Source organism: Flavobacterium gawalongense (genome assembly GCF_007097265.1).
Lineage (GTDB): Bacteria > Bacteroidota > Bacteroidia > Flavobacteriales > Flavobacteriaceae > Flavobacterium > Flavobacterium gawalongense.
The window spans coordinates 89,816-113,888 of sequence record NZ_VJZP01000006.1 but is presented as its reverse complement, the minus strand read 5'-3'; the positions used below and the strand labels follow the sequence as shown (position 1 = coordinate 113,888).

The window sequence follows — 24,073 nt, the reverse complement described above, 5'->3', positions numbered from 1 at the left end:
AATTTGTTAAAGTTAGTGGAGCCAAATTAGATAATTACAACGTTATAGTAACCATAATGGAGTTACTACATGAATACATCAAAATATTGAAAAACGACAAGAAATCTATGTTTTAAAGTAGCTAAGAAAGGTAAAGAGGCATTGTACTACATCTATATGATGTAGTAATGATGTATTATAATTTCGTAAAGAATTGACTTAAATAATATAGTATCTATAAAAAATATAACTTATTTATATATTTAATAAAAACTTGGAAAGGTTTTCATCCTGAACAAGGTTCAATTTTTTTCTTAATCGATAGCGATGCAATTCAACACCTCTGAAAGAAATATTCATCATTGGTGCAATTTCTTTGGAGGAAAGATTCATTTTTAAGTAAATACAAAGCTTAATATCCTTAGAAGTCAGGTTTGGATATTTTTTAGAAAGGTTAATTATAAACTCATTATGAATTTGATTCAAATTTGTTTCAAATGTTTCCCATTCATGCTTGTTAACCGCATTGATTTTTATGGCCTTTTTTATCTCGCTTTTTAGTTTGTTGAAATCCGTTTCAGAATCTAAAATTCCTTGAATATTCTCTATCATTTCACTTTGCTTGGCAATCGAAAGTGATTTACCAGCTACTTCTGATGATTTTGACTGTAATTCGAGTTCTAAAATATGCTTTTCATACTCCTGAACATTCAACTCGTTTTCGGCTTTTAATTCCATTTCCAGAATTTTCTTTTGATGCTTTAATTCTTCTTCCTGTAATTTCAGTTTCTGAATATATTTCATCTTATTCCATTTATAATAAAGATATAATATCAAACCTATAACAATCAGGTACACTAAAATCATCCACAAAGAAAAATACCATGCCTTTGCAACAATGAATTGAAAATTGGAAACTTTATTATAATGCAAACCATCGTTACCATAAATAGTCACATCGTGAGAACCACTATTGAGGTTATTCAAAATAATCAATCCTTCTTTTATAGGAATGAATTCTTTTGTCCCATTTATTCTATAAAACAAATCCGGTCTTGTCGCTCCATAAATTCCGGATATTACATGTATTTTAAGCTCTGAATTATGCTTGATTTTTGATTTATTTTCCACCAAAACATCATCGTTGAAAGCTTCAATCTTTACATTTGTTCTTGGCTTATTTTTATATTTTAATTGAAGAGAAATAAAACCATCATCCAGATTCAAAAGATAACTGTCGTTATTCTTATATACTTTCAAATTATCATTGATGATTTTTCCTTTATAATATTTCTCCTGAATACTATTTCTAATGAATTTATTATCATCTGCATAAACATGATACAAAAGTCCATCTTGAAGCACCATGAAGTTATTTTCGTCAATAGCAACAATATCAGAGACGTTTTTGAAATTGGAATTAAACAATTCATTCCCTTCCAACTGATTGGTGATTGAATTATAAGTGTACCAGGAATTGTGTATTAAAAAAAGGATTTCATTTCTGAACTCAAATATTTTTACGCCAAAATCATTGTTGATTTTACTGCGTTGGGTAACATTATCGATATCGATTGTCTCGTAGGCATCATTATAAAGAATTCGATACAAACCTCTGTTATTATCCGCAGCCCAAATCTCATTTTTCCTGTTTTGGGCCACATATTTAATAGGCTTCAATAGTCCTTCTACAACTATCTTTTTATTCAAATCATTAGCGTCATTATAAATGATCACACCACTGTAAGTAGCTTGCAAATACGAATTGTTAATGCTGCTTTTTGTTAAATTCCAACCCCCATTTATAGTACTTAATTTATTGAATGATCCGTTATCATAGATAAAAGTCCCTTCATTATGGCCTATGAGGTATTTATTATTTATTTTACTGATATTCCAAGCCTGGCCTTGTGTATTTGGAACCAATGAAAGTTGTTTGTCCTCATATTTAAAAACACCATGATTAGAAGCCATCAGATAGCCCTTTGCAGTGCTTGCCACCGAATAGACAGAACCTAAAATCCCTGAACTGTCATAAAAAATAGAAATAGGAGAATTGACTTCAATATGAGCAATTCCATTATCCAGTCCCAACCATAAATCATTCTCTTTGTCCTGACCAATACTTAAAATAGAATTGTTCATCAAGACGTTATTTCGATTGATGTTTTTATAAGAACCATCATTCAAATCAAAAACGTAAACCCCTTTATTTGCTGTTCCTATTATCAGTTTATTGCTTTTTATAAACTGGGCAATGTTAATGTTTGCAGCCTTCAAAATGTCATTTAAAGGATTTTTCCAAGCAATCAAAACGCCATTTTCCAGAACATAAACACCATTTTTTTTAGTAAAAAAATATGTTTTGTCTTGGTGTTTTTGAATGGCATGAATGACATTATTTTCTAAAACTGACCATTCTTTTACTTTTTCTATACGACCATTATTCATTTTATAAATCCCTTTCTCTACTGAAGCAATCAATAATTCATTATCTACCACAAAGCAATAGGAAATAAGAAAGGTAAGCTTTATTTCCTTGATTACTTTTCCATCAAAGAGAAAAACCCCATTAAAGGACTGAAAGTAAATTTTGTTATTAAACTTAAATATCTTCCAAATTTCTTCATTGTTCTTTTCATCAAAAACCTTATTGCCTTTGGAAATCGAAACATAATGCATCTTTCCTTCTTTTCGAAACCAATACCCAAATTCTTTATAAGAACCAGAATAAATCTTGTTGCCGTCAACCATTATGGAGCGAATAATTGTTTTGTTAGGCAAGGTATATTTCTCCCATTTTACGCCATCGTATCGCAGTAAATAATAATTATTAGCAAAATACATGGCAGCATCATTTCCTTGCGCCACATTCCAAATCTGGTTATCGCCCTGATAATTAGATTTGCTGTAATTTTCGACGAAAGGAAGTAACTCTTGAGAATAAAGTTGGAATGAAATAAAATATAATAGGATTATTGCTGTAATTCTTACTTTCAAAATGTGGCGTTTTATCTCCAAATATAAACAGATTTCTTAAATAAAAACCATAAAAAAAGCTTCTCTGCAGAAGCTTTTTCAGAAAATGACATTTTTTAATTTGAAAGCAATTCAAATACCTGATTTGCAATTTCTATTTCTTCATTGGTTGGAATAACCAATATTTTTGTTTTTGAATCGGGTGTATTAATTTCTCGAATTTCCTTAGAACGAGTTTCATTTTTGGAATCGTCTAATTCAATTCCGAAATAATCCATATCCGTACAAACCAGTTTTCGAATGTAAGAGGAATTCTCTCCAATTCCTGCTGTAAAAACAATAGCGTCTAAACCATTTAAAACTGCAGTGTATGAACCAATGTATTTTTTAATCCGATACGCATTCATATCTAAAGCCAACTGACAATCAACATTTCCTTTTTCTGCATTTGCTTCAATGTCTCTCAAATCGCTATAACCGGTAAGTCCTAGCATTCCGCTTTGTTTTTGCAGCATCGTATTTACGGCTTCAAGCGAATACCCTAACGAATTAACCAGATAAAAAATCACTGATTGATCCACATCTCCGCTTCGGGTTCCCATAATCAAACCATTCATTGGACCAAAACCAAGCGTATGATCGACACTTTTCCCGTCTTTTATAGCTGTCATGCTACATCCATTTCCTAAATGTATCGTAATAATTTTCGAGCCTTTATTTTTAGAATTTTGTTTCAAATAATGAATTGCATTTTCCGAAACATATTTGTGACTCGTTCCATGAAAACCATATACACGTATTTTATTTTCAGTCAAAAGGTAATTGGGCAATGCATATTTGTGCGCCACGACAGGAATCGTCTGATGGAAAGCCGTATCAAAAACAGCCACTTGCTTTGCTGTATTGAAAATTGCTGACGCAACATTTATTCCTTCCAAGTTAGCAGGATTATGCAAAGGTGCCAAATCAAAAAGCTGTCTGATTTTATCTTTTACTTCACTGGTAATGATTACGGTATTCGAAAAAGCACTGCCGCCATGCACCACACGATGCCCGACAGCTTCAATCTCATCAGTACTTTTAATAACTCCAACTGTCTCGTCCATTAACAATTGAGCGATTTTTTTCAAACCAATTTTATGATTTGGAATAGGCAACGTTTCTTCTAATTTATTATTATTGGTTACGTAAGTAAGATTTGAAGTTTCCAATCCTATTCTGTCAATCATCCCCGAACAAATGACTTCATTAGCCGGCATGTCGATTAATTGGTATTTTATGGATGAACTCCCTGAATTTATTATTACTATTTTCATTATTTATTAGTTTTTTCCTCACCCCAACCCTCTCCAAAGGAGAGGGAGACTGGGTGGATATACTTTGTGTTTGTTTGTTTGTTTGTTTGTTTGTTTGTTTATTCTTAGTTTAAACTCATAACTACAGCCCCTGTGCTTGAATCGCTGTAATCACGACTGTATTTATAATATCATCTACTGTACAACCTCGGCTTAAATCATTTACAGGTTTGTTCAATCCTTGTAACATTGGACCAATTGCTAGTGCGCCAGTTTCTCTTTGCACCGCTTTATACGTGTTATTTCCCGTATTTAAATCCGGAAAAATCAAAACGCTGGCTTGTCCTGCCACTTCTGAATTTGGCATTTTACTTTTTCCGACAGCCATGTCAACTGCTGCATCATATTGAATAGGTCCTTCAATTTTTAAATCTGGACGTTTTTTTCTTACTATTTCCGTGGCTGTTCTTACTTTATCGACTTCATCTCCTTTTCCTGAAGAACCAGATGAATAGGAAAGCATGGCAATTTTTGGTTCAATTCCAAAAGCCAAACTGGACTCGGCAGAGGAAATCGCTATTTCTGCCAGTTGCTCGGCGGTAGGATTTGGATTGATGGCACAATCCCCAAAAACAGAAACCCGGTCTTCTAAACACATGAAAAATATGGAAGAAACCACAGTGGAATTGGGTTTTGTTTTAATGAATTGCAAGGCTGGTAAAATAGTTTGTTGTGTGGTATGTGCCGCGCCGGAAACCATTCCGTCTGCATCGCCTTTATATACCATCATCGTCCCAAAATACGAAACATCTTCCATCAAATCTTTGGCCATTCCTAAAGTTACGTTTTTTGCTTTTCGCAACTCATAATACGTATTTACATAATCATCGTAATGCAACGATTCTATTGGATTAATGATGTGTATTTTAGAAAAATCAAAAGCTAAACCCAGTTCCGAAACTTTATTCTCTATTTGTTTTTTGTTCCCAATAATCGAAATATCAACCACATCCATCGCTAATAATCGCGAAGCCGCAATAATGATTCTTTCGTCATTCCCTTCCGGTAAAACAATATGTTTTCTATACTTTCTGGCTCTTTTTACTAAGTTGTATTGGAACATTTTTGGCGTCATTCCCTCAGCTTCAAAAGTAATTAGCTTTTCAGCCAAATTATCTAAGTCTACATACTTTTCGAAAGTGTTTATGGAAGTTTCAATCTTTTGTTTGTTGTTAGCGTAAATTTTGGATTTAATGGAACCTATTTTATTGGTAATATAATACGTTCCTTCCTCTACAGCAAAAATGGGAACAACAGGAGAAAGTCCTTCTATCAATTTTAAAATACTAACTTCAGGTAATATATTTCCCGTAAGAAGTATTCCCGAAATTGTTGGATAATTTACCGATTCATTCGCTTGCAATGCACCAAGAATAATGTCGGCTCTGTCTCCGGGCGTAATCACCAGACTATTTTCTTTCAAGTGCAACAAGTAATTACAAAGCTGCATGGCACCCACACTAAAATTACCTGTCTGATTGTTTAAATAAGCGGAACCAAATAAAACTTTAGCATCTAATTTGTTTACAATTTCTTGAATTGTGGGATTATTCAAATTTAAAATTAAAGGAATTGAATTCACTAATACACTCTCCGGTAAACTTTTTCTTAAACCAGTAGTCACCAATTCAATGTTTTCAGGTTCGACTTTATTCGCAATAACGGCCAAAACTTCTACTTCTTTAACTTTGAATGAATCGTATACTAGGTACAAACTATCGATTAATTCCTCTAATGTTTTACCCACTCCTGAACCCACAATAATAGTTGGAATTCCAAGATTTTTGGCAATCAAAACATTCATATCTAATTCGATAACGGTTCCTTCCCCAGTAAAACTGGTTCCTTCAACCAAAACAAAATCGAAATGTTCTTCTAATTTCTTGTATTTTTCAATAATTAAATCAAGGACCTCACCTATTTTCCCTTTATTCTTCTTTTTGATTAGTTTACTTTTTGTAATAGCATATGCATCTTCAAATTGAATATCCAACCCAAAATGACCAATCACGGTTTCTATATGATTGTCAAATCCTCCTTCTTCAAAATCTTCTATAATAGGCCTAAAATAACCGACTTTGGCTGTTTTGCCAATAAGCATACTCATCAGCCCCAAAGTTATAATCGATTTACCACTATTTTGTTCACTTGTTGCTATATATATGGCCTTATTCATTTTTTTATTTTTTAATTTAATTCCAAAATAAATCGGATAGTTATATTTTTAATTACTAAAACCAACGACGTTTTTTAAAATAAATAATCATCCCAACTACTATTAAAAACATAGCGCCCACAACAGTATGATAACCATAGTGCCGTTTAAGCTCCGGCATATATTCAAAATTCATTCCATAAACCCCCACAATAAAAGTTAGCGGAATAAATATCGCCGACACAATAGTCAGCGTTTTCATAATCTCATTCATCTTATGGGTTTGTGCCGAGAAAAAGAAATTAGAAGCACTCTCCAGTGAACCCATATCAGATTCTATTTGTTCTAAAAGTTCTAAGCTCTTTTGATGCAATCGGGTAAAAAAACTAAAATTATCCGCTTCCATGGCATTAAACACATTATCGTCTTTTATGCTTTTAATATCGTACAAAGAATCCCGAAGTGGTATAATGGATCGTTTCAGAAAATTAAAATTATCCCTGTGTTTTTCAATTCTTTCCAGAATTAAAGGATCCGCACTTTCCTTGGTAAGGTTAATCAATTCTTCCACCTTATCTTCTTCATTTTCTATGGTTATGTAGAAATTTTCCATGATGGCATCCAAAAGAATGTACAACAAATAATCGGCTTTTTTTGTTCTGACAATCCCTGAATGTGTTCGAATACGTTCTCTAATATGAGTAAAAAAATCACTTCGCTTTTCTTGAAAAGAAACAAGAATGCCGTCTTTTATCAAAAAACTAATTTGCTCCACACTTATATTATCGGAATTTCCTGCAGGTAACAGTGATTTTATATTAAAGAATAAACTGTCCTGAGACTCTTCCAGTTTAGTTCTTCGCGTCGTATTCAAAATGTCGGCTAACATGAAATTATCTATTTTAAAATAAGCGCCAATAGACTTCAACCACTCAACATTATTTAATCCGTGTATGTTAATCCAATTGGTTTTTTGGACATTGATAAATTTGTCTAAATCGGAAACTTTAAAATCTTCATATTCTATCAAATCTAAATTATCATATACAAACAACTGCATTTCCGACTCCTTATTTTTATGAATACCAGTATATTCCAAATTATAAGGTTGCAGTTTCCTTCCTTTCTTGTATTTAATTTTTCTCATTCCAACTGATTTATGTAGTAATATTACAAAAAACTTTTATCAATGAATGACTACTTTATGAATTTGGCATTCATAAAAATGAATATTATCTTATTGATTTATTTTGAAAAACAAAGGTATACAGAAATAATAATCCGTTTTATGAGATTAATCATGTTTCATTTATAAAATTCCACAAAAAAAACCGAGCTATCACTAACTCGGTTTCTTCTTAAAAAATTATATTCTTTATTCAGCATCTACATAATCCTGCAAATAACTAAATCTTGGAGTCAATTTTCCTTTTTCGGTTATCTTGGCTCTTTGAAGAATACCATCAGCATCTCCATTGAAAAAAGCAGGTATTACATGCTCCATAAACATTTCACCAAAACCTATACTGGCATCCTTTGGCAATTCGCATGGTAAATTATCAACTGCCATTACAACAATTGCAGCGGGATGAAAGATATCAACTTCTTTATTTTCACTGGGCAAATATCCATATAAAGGTTCCGCAATTGTTGATGCTCTTTGCGTACAGGCTATTGGACCATTGACATCACAAGAAATATCCGCAACGACTTTAATTTTGCAATCTTTCGACTGCAGCATTTCGCGTGTAAGAATAACCGGAGCTTCATTGGCATAAAAATGCCCTGTAATATAGATATCGGAAACTTTAGTAAATCGTTCAAAATTGGATACGTAATCTTGTGGATTAGTATAAAAATCTTTAAAATCCAATATCTTCCCATCTTTACGTTTGTTGTATTCTAAAACATCAATTTGAGTATAAACGGGTTGTGAATAATTCTTTGTCAAATAATTTTCAACCGAAACTTCCTTTACTTTTATAGCATCCAGAACTTCTTTTGCTCCATTACCCACTTTTCCGGTACCCGTAATCACAAATTTTAAAGGCGGCAATATCAATCGTTTTAAATGAGCGATTAGTGCTTCTTTACCAGAAAGTGTATCTGCCTTTGGCAATTTGAACAATTCGAATTTTATTCCAAAAGCGCGAATACTGTTATAAACCCCTACAATTCCGGCATAGCGTCCAAAACCAATTAACCTGCGATTATGGGAATCCACGATGGTTTCATGATCGTATAAATCAATGTTTTTTTCGAGTATGGCTTGCAACAATTTTCTGTTGTATGGTTGTTTTTTTATGGTATGCGAAAAAAAGAAATACGCTTTATTAGGGATTAAGTCTTCCACAGGAATTTCTTTTACACCAAATAAAACATCACAATCACTGATGTCATTTGTAACTTCAATCCCAAGTTTTTTATATTCCTCATCTGTAAAAATTCGAATATCGGAATGTTCCACTTTTATAGAAACTCCCTGATAAAGCTGTTTTAATCTTGCCAATTCATCTGGTGAAAAAACAACTCTTCTGTCTGGTGGGTTTTTTCTTTCTTTTATAATTCCGAATTTCATTTTCTGTACTTTTATATTAATATAACTTATTTTGTATTATTTGTTACAAATATAACAATTTTAAATAAATTGGCTTTCTTTTTTAAATAATTTTACAAGTCATAAGCCATTAAAAGCTGATGTCCAAAATGATACAAAACAGCATTTATAAAACGTTGATAAAATAGTGTTAAGGTTTCGGAAAAAAGAGGAATCAAAAGGGATTGATTCTATATATTTGTCTTTCTAGCACTATGAAAATGAAATTTATAAAAAAAGCAAATATACTACAAATACTCATCTTGATAATCGTTTTGAGTTCTTGTACCAAAGAGAAAAAGAAAACAGAATTAAGTGATGCCCAACTCCCAAAGAGTACATTGCCTAAGATGAAACCTTTAATAAATGATCTTCCTAAACTAACTGCTGAATACATCGATACTAAAAAAAGGGCTGTTGATGCTTTTTACAATAAAAATTGGTCCAATAATAGTGCTAACGGTAGTTTTCTGGTAGCTAAAAACGGCCAAATTATTTATGAAAAATATGAAGGCTACTCTAATTTTAGGAATAAAACATTAATTACTAAATCGACACCGCTACATATTGCATCAGTGAGTAAAGTCATTACCGCAACGGCTATCTTAAAATTAGTAAATGCCAAAAGAATAGATTTAGATCAAAAAGTAAATACCATCTTGAAAGAGTTTCCTTATCCGGATGTAACTATCAAAACATTGCTGAATCACAGAAGTGGGATGCGTAATTATGCCTATTTTACAGATCGTGATAAATTGATTTGGGACAGACACAACATACTTACCAATCAAGATATCCTGACTATTATGGCAACTAAGGATATTGGTTTAGAATTCAAAACCGATACCCGTTTTAGCTACTGTAATACTAATTATGCCATGTTGGCATTAATAATTGAAAAAGTAACAAAACTCCCTTACAAAGATGCCATGAAACAAATCATTTTTGAACCACTTGGGATGAAAAATACCTATGTTTTTGATTATGAAAGAGATAAAGACACAGCAGTTACCTCTTATAAAGGAAATAAAGTTGAAATTGGCAAGGATTATTTAGATGCGGTTTATGGTGATAAAAATATCTATTCCACACCACGGGATTTATTGAAATTTGACAGAGCCAGAAATAGTTCTTCTTTTTTAACACCAAAGCTGCAAAGTCAAGTATATAAAGGATACAGCAATGAGCGTAAAGGGACTAAAAATTATGGTCTTGGTATTCGGATGGTCAATTGGGATACGGGACAAAATTTTTATTTTCACAACGGTTGGTGGCATGGCAATACGTCATCCTACATCACCTTGAGAAAAGAGAGTGTTACCATTATAGCACTATCCAATAAATTTACCCGAAAAACATACGATGTTAGGAAATTGGCTGTTTTATTTGGTGATTATCCGTTCAGAATAAAAGACGAATAAAAAAGGGAATGATTTTTGTAATAGAGTTGAGAGTTTAGCAGTACTAATTCAAGTTTAAAATTGTACATTTGCAAACTCAAAATTCATATTTTGAATTTTGAAATAAAAAAGGGGTCGACTGGTTTTGACAGCAAGTCGAATTGATAAGTAAGCACGTCGAGCATTGAGACCTTGCTCGTAAATATAAGATCTTACACTTTTACACGGCGAAAATAACTACGCTTTAGCTGCATAATCCGAATTATAGTACGATTAAGCCACGTTCCTATCAGATAGGAAAGCTGGATTCTCCTTGAAAGCCTTGGTTTGTGGCGGTCAATTTAGGGGAACCGTAAAAATAAACCTAGATTTCCATAAGCTTCGGGTGGATTTCGAAATTAAGAAGATAAGTATCGTGTGGCTGTTTCTGGCCAAGCACAATATCGAAAATCTAATCAGGAAATAAACGCGTAGAAAGCCTTTTAGTTGCTTGTTTGGACCCGGGTTCGATTCTCGGCGACTCCACTCGACGGGATGATTAACAAATCATCCCGTTTTTTTTCATAAATAAGACACCATTCATCTCTCATTAACAGGTAATTACGAGAAAATATACTTGACATAGTAGGTGTTCGATACACCCCTTCTTCATAGTATAAGTTGGTGTCGAACACCATACTTATAAATTCCCTTTTTTGCAGAGTTGTCGATTTAGTATAAACATAAGGTATGTCGGTAAGTAAATCCATATTTTTCTGCAAGATTTTATATACGTCCCCTACATTGGTACTCAGCCGTTCAATCGCTCCTTTTAGATTTAAAGAAGAGTAATTATAGGTAGCGTACCATCTGTTGTATGTTTCTCTTGAAATTTCGTTACTGATCCACTTTTCCTCAAGTGTATATAACTTTGCTTCTACATCTACCAGTTCCTCCTTTTTAAGTATCACCTTTTCACCATTACTTTTAATCTCCTTTTCTATTGACAAAGTGCAGCTATTCTTAATGTCCTTTAGCATTTTATCCGAAATGCTCATCAATTCAAAAGCACCTAGTAATTGAGTGTGTGCTTTAAGTGCACTTATATTATTATGCTTGGGACATCTACATTTATAATAATAGAAATATTTCCCCGATTTACCACGAGAAGGAGCACCAGTTAAAATATTGCCACAATGACATTTTAATATTCCTCTTAAAGGAATTTCGTCGTCTATTACCGTTTTTACTTTTTCAGGCTTTTTCATTTTACGTTGTACCATCTGCCATGTTGTAATATCAATTATAGGCTCATGTATCCCCGGAAAAAGTCCTCCAGGGTGTTCTTTAAAAGCCTCAACATGTAATAACCCTGCATAAATAGGATTTGCAAGTATTCTTTCGATTGCGCTATTACCGCCCCTATTAAATGGAAAAAACGGTCAAATTGACCACCACTTTCCAGTCATAAAACCTTTTTTAATATTAATAAAGTAAAATTGAGTACGGAAACTTAAAAAAACACTACTAATGCCAATCAAACCAATTTTTACGAAATAGTCAGCACTTCGCTATATTATCAAAAAACAATAAGTTCCAAAATTATCCTGATAGGGTCTCCTTTCTTGCCTTAAAACATTAAGCTGAGTAAGTATCCTTCGGAACTTAAAGCTCTTCATATCCTTATCTATTTTTTTAATAAATATTGTTTTTCTTTAACTAAAAGAATATGAATTTTAATATTTAGCAATCCTTTAAAACATTTTTTATTTTATAAGATATTTACACCAGAAGCTAAATCAAGTTTGTTTTAACTATTTACATTTTCAGAACCGAAAGGTTTTTATATTGATTTCTTAATTAAAAATCAAAACTAAATCCTTTTTGAGTCAATTTTTCATAAACTTTAGAATCAAATTTGTACAACTTTGCAGCCCGATGGGAAACATTTTGTTGTTCTTCATCCAAGGGAAGCAATAACTTCTTGCTTAAAATCTTTCTGCGAAAATTAGATTTATCTGTTGCTACACCCAGAATCTCTTCGTAAAGATGCAAAAGTTCCAATAATGTAAATTTTTCAGGTAAAAGATTAAAACCTATAGGAGCCTGACGAACCCGATTACGCAACTGCTTTAAGCTAAAAGCTAAAATTTCATTGTGATCGTAAATTAAATCCGGTATATCCTTAATTTTATACCACTTCGCATGTGAAGTGGTAAAACTAGCATTTACATTATATTTTTCTCGATTTACTAAAGCATAATAACCTATGGTAATAACTCGCCTTAATGGAAAACGATTGGGATCTCCAAAAGCCTTCAACTGCTCTAAAAATATATTGTCAAACATTCTAAACTCTTCTAATAATCTATGTGCAGCATTATCAGTACTTTCCTCCCTTTTAATGAGACCAGATGGAAGCCCCCATTTTATCATACCGGTACCTTCTCCTTGCTCCACTAAAAGTACTTCGAGACTTCCTCTATCAAAACCAAATATTACACAATCAATAGTTATTTCATTCATAACTGATTCCTTTACTGTTTTTAATGGATTATTATCTGAAATGGAACAAAAAAACATATTGAAACGTAGTTTTTAGCTACACAAATTATTTCAATACTATTTTTTGTTCCATCACACTACTAACCAAAAACAAACCCCATTTTAGGCTACAAACTATATATATTGATTAATAATATTTTCAAAAAGTTCTTGTTTACCACTTTGCAATGATAACTCCCCATTTTGTTGTGCAATTTTATACAAATCTGTCAGGCTTAATTTTCCTTCTTCAAATGCTTTCCCTTTTCCAGAGTCAAAAGAACTATAGCGCTGTTTTCTTAAACTATCATAAGGCGAAGAAGCAATAATTTTATCCGCAGTAAGCAATGCTCTAGCAAATGTATCTGCTCCACCAATGTGCGCTAGGAAAATATCTTCCATATCGGTAGAATTTCTTCTCAATTTTGCATCAAAATTTACTCCACCACCTTGAAGACCGCCTGCTTTTAAGAAAACCAACATAGCTTCTGTTATTTCTTGGATATTATTTGGGAATTGATCCGTATCCCAACCATTTTGATAATCTCCTCTATTAGCATCCACACTTCCTAGCATGCCCGCTTTTGCCGCAACTTCCAGTTCATGTTGAAAAGTATGCTGAGCTAATGTGGCATGATTTACTTCGATATTCATTTTGAAATCTTTTTCTAATCCATACTCACGTAAAAAACCAATAGCAGTAGCACAATCAAAATCATATTGATGTTTAGATGGCTCCATAGGCTTAGGTTCTATAAAAAAAGTTCCTTTAAAACCTTGTGCTCTTGCATAATCTCTCGCTTGTGTCAAAAACTGCCCCATATGGTCTAATTCTCTTCCCATATCCGTGTTTAGTAAAGTCATGTATCCTTCACGTCCTCCCCAAAAAACATAATTTTCTCCATCTAATGCAATAGTAGCATCTAAAGCCAATTTAACTTGACCTCCAGCCCTAGCCAGAACATTAAAATCAGGATTTGTAGCTGCACCATTCATATAACGAGGGTTAGAAAAACAATTCGCAGTTCCCCAAAGTAGCTTAATTCCTGAAGCTGCTTTTTTCTCTTTTAGATATTCCGTAATAGTTGCTAATCTTCTTTCTGATTCAGCAAATGTTGGTCCTTCTTGAATTAAATCATAATCATGAAAACAGAAATAATCAAAACCCATTTTACTAATAAATTCAAATGCTGCATCTGCCTTATCTTTTGCTGCTTGAATAGGATCAGTAGATTGATCCCAAGCGAAATTTTGCGTTCCTGGTCCAAATGGATCTGACCCTTGACCACAGAAGGTATGCCAATAAGCGATCGCAAATCTAAAATGTTCGCGCATAGTTTTACCTGCAACTATCTGATCTGGATTATAATATTTAAATGCCAAAGGATTATCCGAATCCTTTCCTTCAAAGTTAATTTTACCAATTCCTTTGTAATACTCTTTGTTTCCTAAAACTATCATCTGGTTGTTATTTTTTTGTTAGTATTAATTCTAATTCATTTTTCCAATTCTCATAAGCTTCTAAATAATGCTCCTTGTTTTTTAAAGGCATATAGGTCATTACATGATCGTTTTTGATTATACTCTCTCCAAATTTTTCAAAATTACCGTCAATAAGTCCCACCGCTCTAGCTGCTCCAACAGAACCTGTTGTGTTATAGATTTCTATTTCATGCCCAATAAGTGTGGCCACCGTATTTGAAAAAATTTCCGAACGAAACAAATTGTCATTACCAGCCCGAATAACATTTATTACTGTATTATCCTTTTTCAAAATTTCCATTCCATATACAAATGAAAAAGCAATTCCTTCTAAAGCTGCTCTGTATAGATGACCATGACTGTGTTTGTTTAAATTCAAATTCAAGAAATGAGTTCCTACATTTTTGTTATTCAGCATGCGCTCAGCACCATTTCCAAAAGGAATAATTACAACACCGTCCGAACCAACAGGCACTTTAGATGCTTTTCTATTCATATTTTCATACGAATCTAACCCACTATGATTACGCAACCAACGGTATTGAATTCCAGCACCATTGATACACAATAACTTCCCTACAATTGGTTTTTCATTGGTATAATTCACATGAACAAAACTGTTTACTCTAGAAGTTTCTTTTGAGTCTAATTGATCCGTTATAGCATATAAAACCCCCGAAGTACCTCCTGTAGCGGCAACTTCTCCAGGTTTGAATATGTTTAAGGACAATGCATTATTAGACTGATCTCCCGCTCTATAAACCACCGGAATACCGATAGGAAGTCCGGATTCATTTGAAGCTTGAGCATGTAAAAATCCTTGATTAGTAAAATTAGTTACAATGTTTGGAGTTAAGGACTCATCAATCCCATAATAATCTAATAACCAATTGGCCACTTTATTTTCTTTAAAATCCCAAAGTATTCCTTCAGACAAGCCATTTTTAGTTGTGGCGATTTCTCCTGTCAATTTATACGCAATGAAATCGCCCGGAAGCATGAATTTATAAATTTTATCATAAATAACAGGCTCATTTTCTTTAACCCATTTCAATTTAGAAACCGTAAAATTTCCTGGAGAGTTCATTAAATGAGTAGCGCATTTTTGCTCTCCTAATTCAGTAAAGGCTTGATCTCCGATTGTTACCGCCCTACTATCACACCATATTATTGCATTGCGTAACGCCTTTCCTTCTTTATCGACAACAACTAGCCCATGCATTTGGTAAGATATTCCAATACCTGTTATGTTAGAGGCATCTACATTTGCTTCTTTGATAGCTCGTCTGGTAGCAGTACAAACGTGTTGCCACCAAAGTTCTGGATCTTGCTCTGCCCACTCTTTATGAAAAGCAATTATAGGCATTTCGTCTGATGGCTCATGTATTGCTATTAATTTCTCTCCTGTAACAGCATCTACCAGGGCTACTTTAACTGATGAACTTCCTATATCATAACCTATATAGTACATTATATATTCTTTAAATTACTATTTATTTTAATCGTAATTCACAAACCTATTATATTAAAATAACATAACTGTTCTGAACCATACCGTTTACTGAAATTTAAATAAGAATTCGAGGTTTACTTGGATAGTGGACAAAGAAAAAACTACTTTTTGGGTGATAAAATCTATCATTATCTTTTTTTACCTTGAAAAGAAAATAGCTCTATGATGATGACACCAATTAAAGTAGTTAAAGGAGAATTTTCGAAAATTAAAAACTAGAAATAAAACCGCGAATAACTTGCAATCAACGGCCGTATCAAGACGCGACAAAGACTATTTAAAAGTAAATAATTGATAGTTTCAAAAACGCATAAATAATTCTCAGGTATTTTGACATAAACATGAATCTCTACTACAAATTAAAAAATGCTAAAATCCACTATCTAGAATCAGATATTGCCAGCTTTTTTTCTTAAAAAAATGAAACCCAACAATATATCTCTATGCCTATTTAAATAAAAAAAGTATTGTAAACAATTAGCTAATTGTTTACAATACTTTTTTTCTAACGGAATAAGAATATCTAAATTTTAACTCTCATTAGAAGGTTTTCCTATTGTTGCTAAAATACCCCCATCAACATAAACAACATGACCATTAACAAAGTCACTTGCTTTTGAACTTAAGAAAATAGCAGCTCCTTGCAAATCATCTGGATCTCCCCAACGACCAGCGGGAGTTCTACTTACAATAAATTCATTGAAAGGATGCCCATCAACCCTAATTGGAGCCGTTTGGCTCGTTGCAAAATACCCTGGTCCAATTCCGTTTGTTTGAACATTGAATTTAGCCCATTCTGTAGCCATACTACGTGTCAACATTTTCAGTCCTCCTTTTGCAGCAGCATAGGCACTTACTGAATCTCTTCCTAATTCACTCATCATGGAACACATATTGATGATTTTCCCAGAACGTCTTTCAACCATTCCTTTGGCTACATATTTAGACACAATAAATGGTCCTATAAGGTCAACTCTAATAACTGCTTCAAAATCTACAGTTTCCATTTCAAGAATAGGAGTTCTTTTAATAATCCCAGCATTATTAACCAAAATATCTATTGGCCCCACTTCTTTTTCAATTTTTTCAATACTCGCTTTTACTGCTGCATCATCCGTGACATCAAACAAATAGCCATAAGCTTCAATACCCACTGACTGATATTCTTTAATAGCAGCATCAACACTTTCTTGTGAAGAATGATCGTTTACAACAATTTTTGCTCCTGCATGACCAAGTCCTTTGGCAATTGACATTCCTAAACCATGAACACCACCGGTAATTAATGCAGTTTTACCTGTTAAATCAAATAAGTTTATTGACATAATTATTTATTTTAAAGTTTATTTTAATTCATTTATTTTACAAAAATCCATATCCCCGTAGTCTAAGTTTTCACCAGCCATTCCCCAAATAAAAGTATAGTTACTCGTAGCTGATCCAGAGTGAATTGACCAAGGTGGAGAAATTACTGCTTCGTTATTTGCCATCCATATATGCCTTGTTTCTTGTGGTTCTCCTATAAAATGACACACCGCTTGATCTTCTGGGACTTCAAAATAGAAATAAACTTCCATCCTTCTATCGTGTACGTGGGCAGGCATCGTATTCCATACGCTTCCCGGTTTCAACTCGGTCATCCCCATTTGAACCTGACACGTTTCTACGATACTATTAACTATTAACTTTCTAATAGTCCTCGCATTTGCAGTTTCCATTGCCCCTAACTCTACAACTTCAGCCTCTTTTTGACTTATCTTTTTTGTTGGAAATACTTTATGAGCTGGAGCCGAGTTCAAATAAAACTTTGCAGGATTTGTAGCGTCATCACTATTGAAAATTATTTCTTTATTTTCTCTTCCCACATACAAAGCTTCTTTATATGCCAATTCATATTTTTCCCCATCAACCAAAACAGAACCGCTTCCACCAACATTGATAATTCCCAATTCCCTTCTTTCCAGGAAATATTCTGCTTTTAACGGATCAATTGTTTCTAATTTTAAAGCCGATTTAACTGGTACAGCCCCTCCTGCTATATACCTGTCATAATGGGTATATACCAAGTTTACTGCATCAGGCTCCATCAAATTTTGAATTAAAAACTCTTCCCGCAATCTTGTGGTATCATACATTTTAAAATCGCGTGGCGAAGAAGCATATCGTACTTCAAAAGTGTTTTTCATAACTATATTTATCTAATTATTAGCAGATTCTGTTTTTTATATAAAAACAGAATCTGCTGCAAAAGTACTATTTTATTTTAAAAATACAATCGATTGTATTTATTTTTGTATTTTTGTATAGCATCACTATTAAACGATTCAACATCATTTTGTCAAAATCAAGACTTGTATTTATAGCTAAATAGGGGTTGGTAGTGAAATTTAGAGTTTTGAAGAAATAAAAACATTTAAATATGCTATTCAAGAAGCAATACTGTCAGAAGACACCTAATTTTGCAATAAGTGAATTGTTTATTTTATATTAGAGAGCAAGACGCCAATTAAAACTAACAAAAAAACATCGAAATAGTATTATATAATGGAAAACAGTAAAGTAACTATACACGATATTGCCAAAGCATTAAACATTGACAGCTCAACAGTTTCAAGAGCCTTGAACAACAATTCCAGGGTTACCCAAAAGACAAAAAACAGGGTCAATGAGAAAGCCAATGAACTTGGATACCAACGAAATTTATTAGCCTCAAGTTTACGCAATAACAAGTCTAATACTATAGGCGTGATTGTTCCCAGAATATCTCGTCATTTCTTTTCTTCGGCTATTGCGGGCATTGAAGAAACTGCTTATGAAGCAGGATATAATGTAATTATTTGCCAATCATTAGAACAATTAAGCAGAGAACAAAAAATAATACAAACACTTTCTGAAAACAGAGTCGATGGAGTCCTGATTTCCATTTCAATGGAAACAAAGGATAATCATAATTTATTGATTTTAAAAAAAAATGGAACACCAATAGTCTTTTTTGACAGACATCTTGATATCCCAGGAAACAGTAATGTACTTATTGATGATTTTCAAGGAGGATTTGATGCAACGGAACATCTAATCTCACAAGGATGTAAATGCATCGCTCATTTTTCCGGTCCACAAGAATTAGAAATTTATAAAAACAGATTTGAAGGTTATAAATCGGCTTTAGAAAAACATAATATAGAGTTAAATGAAAACTTAATTATAAGTTCAAAATTAATGGAATCAGATGGTATTGAAAGTGCTAAAAAGTTGCTTTCACAGCCTATACCCATTGATGGAATTTTTTCGGCCAATGATGTCGCAGCCATTGGTGCCATGCAATATTTAAAAGGAGAAGGCATTAAAATTCCTGAGGACATTGCAATTGTTGGATTTAGTAATGAACCTATTTCTTCAGTAATTGAACCTTCATTGACAACTATTGATCAACCTGGTTTTGAAATGGGAAAAATAGCCGCAAATTTATTATTAACACAAATAAAGGACAAATCAGGTTCAACTGTAGCCGAAACAATCGTATTAAAACCTATTCTTATAAAACGAAATTCTTCAAAAAGATTAATCTAATCCTATTTTGTTAAAATTAAAACAACTCTAAATAAATACTTCAATTTAACAAACAGTTCAGAATAGTATTCTTTTAATTAATATATACTTTTGAAATTAATTTAATAATAAATAAATTATGATTTTTTTTAGCAAATACAATCTTTTAAAGTCCCAAATACTATCATTTACTATTTTACAAGTCCTACTTCATTATTTTTGTGAAGCACAAGATAACGTAAATTCGAATTCTAAAGAAGAAAAATTAGGGTATAACAAGCCTTCCGAAAAGTGGGTTGAAGCATACCAATAAAAATCCTGAAATACCGTTTCTCAAAAAATTGGAGATGGTTACCAAATTTCATTTAAAACAATTAAAACGTAATCAATATCCAAATTATAAAAAATTATGTTACAAATATCCTTTACTTCAAAACCGGTACGCAGTCGTTTTATTAAAAATAGAATTGCTCTAGTTACATTATTGACGGTATGTATACAGATGTCTTTTGCCCAAAACGCTGAAAAGTTTTTTGATAAAAAAGACCTTATGCTTGTAGGCAGCTATTATTACCCGGAACAATGGCCTGAATCCAATTGGGAAAGGGATATCAAAAAAATGGCTGACCTTGGTTTTGAATTTACCCATTTCGGTGAATTTGCATGGTCAACGATGGAACCTGAAGAAGGTAAATACAATTTTGAATGGCTGGACAAAGCCGTAGCTCTGGCAGAAAAACACAATCTCAAAGTAGTATTATGTACACCTACACCCACTCCCCCGGCCTGGCTCACTCAAAAGCATCCTGATATATTAATGGTAAATGCCGAAGGACGCACGATACAACATGGTGCAAGACAACAAGCATCATGGTCAAGTAAAACCTACGAAGAATACGTTACTAAAATTGTGACTTTGTTGGCGAAGCGTTACGGCAACAATAAAACCGTTTGGGGATGGCAGATCGATAATGAGCCTTCTCATTATGGAGCTTCTTTTGACTATAGCAACAACGCCCAAAAATCGTATCGAGATTGGTTGAAAAACAAATACAAAACCATAGAAACCTTAAATAAGGTATGGGGAAATGCTTTCTGGAGTCAGACTTACAACAACTTTGAACAGATACGTATTCCTAACTCAAAGGAATTAGTGCAACAGGCTAACCCTCATGCTGTCCTCGATTTCAAACGCTTTTCAGCAGATGAAGCCGCTCGTTTTGTTATCCTGCAAAAAGACATATTGCGCAAATACATCCAACCTTCTCAGTGGGTAACCACTAACCTAATGCCTAATCATTCAGCAGTTGATCCGCTGCGGATGAAAGAGCTGGATTTCCAAACCTATACCAAATACCTCGCAGAAGGATATGATTTAGGGCACGGAGAACAAGGTTTCCGTATGGGATCGGCGAACAGCATCGGCTTTTCAAATGACTTTTTCAGACCAATAAATGGCGTAAGCGGTGTAATGGAATTGCAGCCCGGACAGGTAAACTGGGGATTGTTTAATCCACAAACGATGCCTGGAACAGTGCGGATGTGGATGTATCACGTAATGGCAGGCGGAAATAAATTTGTTTGCAATTACCGTTTTCGCCAACCTTTATCCGGAGGGGAACAATACCATTACGGCATCATGAAAACGGATGGCATTACGGTGAGTCGCTCTGGCGACGAATATGTAAAAGTAATAAAAGAATTGCAGGAACTGCGCAAATGGTACAAACCCGAAACAACAACACCAGCTATTCTCATTAAAAGAAAAACAGCCATTCTTTATAACCCGGATAACCGCTGGGAAATGGAATATCAACCCCAAACCAATCAATGGGACTATATGGCTCATGTAAACCGCTATTATAAAGCCCTTAAATCCTTAGGATCCCCAGTTGATGTAATTGATGAAAGTAAAGATTTTTCTGAATATCCATTTTTGATAGCTCCTGCTTATCAGCTATTAGATGATAAACTGGTTGCCCGATGGAAAACGTATGTGGAGAATGGAGGAAACCTAGTCCTTACCTGCCGTACAGGCCAGAAAGACCGGGAAGCACATTTATGGGAAGCACTCTTTCAAAAACCAATCTTGGAGTTGATTGGAGCCAAAGAAATTTATTTTGATTTGCTGCCCACTACCTTAATGGGAAAAGTAAAAATGGGCGAAACTTCTTTTGACTGGAATAATTGGGGAGATGTCATAGAACCACAGGATACCTCAACCGTTTGGGCGAGCTATGACAATCAATTTTACAAAGGTAAAGCTGCGGTTTTACATCGTAAATTAGGCAAAGGTACCGTTACCTATGTTGGCCCTGATACCGATGATGGACAACTGGAAAAGGAAGTACTTCAAAAAATATTCAACAAAGCAAACGTACCAACATTGGCATTGCCCGAAGGTGTATTGGTAGAATACAGTAACGGTTTCTGGTATGGATTTAATTATTCTTCACAAAATCAAGAAATCCCGGTACCCACTAATGCAAAAGTACTTATTGGAGAAAAATCACTCAAACCGGCAGAAGTTGTTATTTGGAAAGGATAAAATAAAGATTTAACAAACAGTTCAGAATAGTTTTCTCTGAATTAAAATATATTTTTGAGCTTTTATTTTAAAATAAAAATAGCATTAAAAGTGGGTACACGACAAATTGCATCTTTTAAAAAAGTACAATCTATTTGATTAAGAAACGATTGCTTTTATGGTAAATTAACCAATCGAATCTGCGTAAATCTGCCAAATCTGCGTGCCATTTTTTAACGCAGATTTGGCAGATTTACGCAGATTTCTTAAAAATTGACTACGAAATGCAATTTGTCGTGCACCCATTAAAAGTTTTTAATGCCATTTTTAGTTAAAATAAATTATAATTTAGGATAACAAATCATTTAAACATGAAAAACAAACCAAATAGACCATTCTTCTTGATGATACTGTTCTATTTATTATTAAGCACTCCAGTTGTCGCCCAATACCAGTGGTCGGTTCCAGTTTCTAGCCTTATTTCTAACGAAACCAAAGAGCACCCTCAAGCCTTTTTGTGGATTCCTGAAAATTGCAAACAAGTTCGTGCGGTTGTAATTGGTCAGCATAACATGACGGAAGAAACTATTTTTGAGAATCCCAAATTTCGAAAAGAAATGACCAAACTAGACATCGCCATAGTTTGGGTTTCTCCAGGATTCGATATGCTGTTTGACTTCAATAAAGGTGCCGGCGAGCAGTTCGAATCCATTATGAATGCTTTGGCAGAAGAATCAGGATACTCAGAGCTTAAGTTTGCCCCGGCAATTCCTATTGGACATTCAGCCTATGCTACGTATCCTTGGAATTTTGCAGCGTGGAATCCAGTAAGAACATTGGCAGTTTTATCTATTCATGGAGATGCTCCCTTAACAAACCTCACTGGATTTGGACGTCCAAATATGGATTGGGGCAAGCGAAACATTGACGGCGTACCTGGTTTAATGGTCGAAGGCGAATATGAATGGTTGGAAACACGGGTACAACCAGCACTCGATTTTCAGCAACGTTTTCCAGATGCTCCAGTCTCCTTTTTATGTGATGCCGGACACGGTCATTTTGATATTTCGGATGAACTAATAGATTATCTCAATTTATTCATCAAAAAAGCGGTACAGTATCGTTTACCATCAGCAACAGCTCTAAATAAACCCGTCCCATTAAAACCTGTGGATCCAAGAAAAGGCTGGCTCAAAGAAAGATGGCAAAAAGATTCAAAACCCAACTATTCAGCCGCCTCCTATAGTCGGTACAAAGGAGATAGAAAGGATGCTTTCTGGTACTTCGACAAAGAAATAGCCAGCGCCACCGAAAAATTTTACGCCAAAGTTCGCGGCAAAAAAGAACAATACCTTGGCTTTAGCCAAAATGGAACTTTACTTCCTTTCAATCCAAAATCACACGCTCGCATAATTGGCAAGTTCTCTCCCGAGGCCGATGGACTCACCTTTCATGTAAAATCCGTTTTTACAGATACTTTGAGAACCAAATCGATTAATGATCATGCCCAATCAAAACCAATGATAAGTCGTATCTGTGGACCAGTTGCAAAAATAAATGATACCACCTTCACGGTACGATTCTACCGAATGGGACTCAATAATGAAAAACGAACCGGAGATATTTGGCTTATGGCAAGTCATCCGGAAGACAATAAATATAAGAGTAGTGTCCAGCAATTCAATATGAGAATACCATTGCAAAATAAAGAAGGAATTGATCAACACCTCAGTTTTCCAGCGATACAAAATGTAAAGCAAGGGATAAATTCCATATCTTTAAAAGCCTCTTCGGATAGCGGGATGCCCGTTTATTTCTATGTTCAGGAAGGTCCGGCAGAATGGAAAGATGGAAAATTAATTTTTACAAAAATTCCGCCTCGAAGCAAATTCCCAATTAAGGTTACTGTGGTAGCTTGGCAATACGGACGTTCTGTTGAACCCAAAATAAAATCAGCTACACCAGTTGTACAAAGTTTTTATATTTTTAAATAATCAAATATTCATTAATGAATA

At 33.9% G+C, this 24,073-nt stretch carries 15 protein-coding genes and 1 other RNA gene; 5 read left to right on the top strand and 11 right to left on the bottom strand.

The features are described from left to right. Positions 1–234 precede the first annotated feature (234 nt). The 5 genes from FNW38_RS05335 to FNW38_RS05315 form a co-directional block, all read right to left on the bottom strand. Positions 235–2,979, bottom strand: coding sequence for a helix-turn-helix and ligand-binding sensor domain-containing protein (locus tag FNW38_RS05335; RefSeq protein ID WP_235890150.1), 2,745 nt, complete (start codon positions 2,977–2,979; stop codon positions 235–237). A 95-nt stretch (positions 2,980–3,074) separates the two neighbouring features. Beyond that, entirely contained in the window at positions 3,075–4,274 is a 1,200-nt protein-coding gene (locus tag FNW38_RS05330; RefSeq protein WP_143386252.1) for an acetate/propionate family kinase, read from the bottom strand. Between the two features lie 121 nt (positions 4,275–4,395). Beyond that, entirely contained in the window at positions 4,396–6,489 is a 2,094-nt protein-coding gene (gene pta, locus FNW38_RS05325) for a phosphate acetyltransferase (protein WP_143386253.1), read from the bottom strand. Positions 6,490–6,544: 55 nt separating this feature from the next. Continuing rightward, positions 6,545–7,615 (bottom strand): magnesium/cobalt transporter CorA, encoded by a 1,071-nt coding sequence (gene corA / locus FNW38_RS05320; RefSeq protein ID WP_144064656.1) that lies wholly within the window; start codon positions 7,613–7,615, stop codon positions 6,545–6,547. A 228-nt stretch (positions 7,616–7,843) separates the two neighbouring features. Continuing rightward, a complete protein-coding gene (locus FNW38_RS05315; protein ID WP_143386255.1) occupies positions 7,844–9,046 on the bottom strand; it encodes an NAD(P)-dependent oxidoreductase in 1,203 nt (400 codons plus the stop codon). 233 nt (positions 9,047–9,279) lie between these two features. Between FNW38_RS05315 and FNW38_RS05310 the strand changes: the two genes are divergently transcribed. Further along, positions 9,280–10,485, top strand: coding sequence for a serine hydrolase domain-containing protein (locus FNW38_RS05310; RefSeq protein WP_143386256.1), 1,206 nt, complete (start codon positions 9,280–9,282; stop codon positions 10,483–10,485). A 110-nt stretch (positions 10,486–10,595) separates the two neighbouring features. Continuing rightward, positions 10,596–10,992, top strand: a transfer-messenger RNA (tmRNA) gene (ssrA, locus tag FNW38_RS05305). Here ssrA and FNW38_RS17430 read toward each other — a convergent pair. The 6 genes from FNW38_RS17430 to kduI form a co-directional block, all read right to left on the bottom strand. Beyond that, on the bottom strand, positions 10,947–11,849 hold the full coding sequence (locus tag FNW38_RS17430) for a recombinase family protein (protein ID WP_185963090.1): 903 nt from the start codon (positions 11,847–11,849) through the stop codon (positions 10,947–10,949). The genes ssrA and FNW38_RS17430 overlap by 46 nt on opposite strands. 454 nt (positions 11,850–12,303) lie before the next feature. Continuing rightward, positions 12,304–13,026, bottom strand: coding sequence for an NUDIX hydrolase (locus FNW38_RS05295; RefSeq protein ID WP_143386257.1), 723 nt, complete (start codon positions 13,024–13,026; stop codon positions 12,304–12,306). A 96-nt stretch (positions 13,027–13,122) separates the two neighbouring features. Beyond that, entirely contained in the window at positions 13,123–14,448 is a 1,326-nt protein-coding gene (xylA, locus tag FNW38_RS05290; RefSeq protein WP_143386258.1) for a xylose isomerase, read from the bottom strand. Between the two features lie 7 nt (positions 14,449–14,455). Beyond that, entirely contained in the window at positions 14,456–15,940 is a 1,485-nt protein-coding gene (locus FNW38_RS05285; protein WP_143386259.1) for a xylulokinase, read from the bottom strand. Between the two features lie 572 nt (positions 15,941–16,512). Beyond that, positions 16,513–17,307 carry a gluconate 5-dehydrogenase gene (locus tag FNW38_RS05280; protein WP_143386260.1) on the bottom strand — a complete coding sequence of 265 codons (795 nt, stop codon included), beginning with the start codon at positions 17,305–17,307 and terminating at the stop codon, positions 16,513–16,515. An 18-nt stretch (positions 17,308–17,325) separates the two neighbouring features. Then, on the bottom strand, positions 17,326–18,168 hold the full coding sequence (gene kduI, locus FNW38_RS05275) for a 5-dehydro-4-deoxy-D-glucuronate isomerase (protein WP_144064655.1): 843 nt from the start codon (positions 18,166–18,168) through the stop codon (positions 17,326–17,328). A gap of 358 nt (positions 18,169–18,526) precedes the next feature. Between kduI and FNW38_RS05270 the strand changes: the two genes are divergently transcribed. The 3 genes from FNW38_RS05270 (at position 18,527) to FNW38_RS05260 (ending at position 24,052) form a co-directional block, all read left to right on the top strand. Further along, positions 18,527–19,552 carry a LacI family DNA-binding transcriptional regulator gene (locus FNW38_RS05270; protein WP_143386262.1) on the top strand — a complete coding sequence of 342 codons (1,026 nt, stop codon included), beginning with the start codon at positions 18,527–18,529 and terminating at the stop codon, positions 19,550–19,552. Positions 19,553–19,940: 388 nt separating this feature from the next. Next, entirely contained in the window at positions 19,941–22,079 is a 2,139-nt protein-coding gene (locus FNW38_RS05265; RefSeq protein ID WP_218043824.1) for a beta-galactosidase, read from the top strand. Between the two features lie 350 nt (positions 22,080–22,429). Beyond that, the gene (locus FNW38_RS05260; RefSeq protein ID WP_235890153.1) at positions 22,430–24,052 is read left to right on the top strand and encodes a hypothetical protein; all 1,623 of its coding nucleotides are present in this window, start codon (positions 22,430–22,432) and stop codon (positions 24,050–24,052) included. Positions 24,053–24,073 lie beyond the last annotated feature (21 nt).

Excerpts from the sequence above, each read along its gene's own strand:
- FNW38_RS05295 (WP_143386257.1), bottom strand. The coding sequence starts at position 13,026 with ATGTTTTTTTGTTCCATTTCAGATAATAATCCATTAAAAACAGTAAAG.
- FNW38_RS05330 (WP_143386252.1), bottom strand. The coding sequence starts at position 4,274 with ATGAAAATAGTAATAATAAATTCAGGGAGTTCATCCATAAAATACCAA.
- FNW38_RS05285 (WP_143386259.1), bottom strand. The coding sequence starts at position 15,940 with ATGTACTATATAGGTTATGATATAGGAAGTTCATCAGTTAAAGTAGCC.
- corA (WP_144064656.1), bottom strand. The coding sequence starts at position 7,615 with ATGAGAAAAATTAAATACAAGAAAGGAAGGAAACTGCAACCTTATAAT.
- FNW38_RS05315 (WP_143386255.1), bottom strand. The coding sequence starts at position 9,046 with ATGAAATTCGGAATTATAAAAGAAAGAAAAAACCCACCAGACAGAAGA.
- FNW38_RS05280 (WP_143386260.1), bottom strand. The coding sequence starts at position 17,307 with ATGTCAATAAACTTATTTGATTTAACAGGTAAAACTGCATTAATTACC.
- xylA (WP_143386258.1), bottom strand. The coding sequence starts at position 14,448 with ATGATAGTTTTAGGAAACAAAGAGTATTACAAAGGAATTGGTAAAATT.
- FNW38_RS05270 (WP_143386262.1), top strand. The coding sequence starts at position 18,527 with ATGGAAAACAGTAAAGTAACTATACACGATATTGCCAAAGCATTAAAC.
- kduI (WP_144064655.1), bottom strand. The coding sequence starts at position 18,168 with ATGAAAAACACTTTTGAAGTACGATATGCTTCTTCGCCACGCGATTTT.
- FNW38_RS05265 (WP_218043824.1), top strand. The coding sequence starts at position 19,941 with ATGTTACAAATATCCTTTACTTCAAAACCGGTACGCAGTCGTTTTATT.
- FNW38_RS05310 (WP_143386256.1), top strand. The coding sequence starts at position 9,280 with ATGAAAATGAAATTTATAAAAAAAGCAAATATACTACAAATACTCATC.
- FNW38_RS05260 (WP_235890153.1), top strand. The coding sequence starts at position 22,430 with ATGAAAAACAAACCAAATAGACCATTCTTCTTGATGATACTGTTCTAT.
- pta (WP_143386253.1), bottom strand. The coding sequence starts at position 6,489 with ATGAATAAGGCCATATATATAGCAACAAGTGAACAAAATAGTGGTAAA.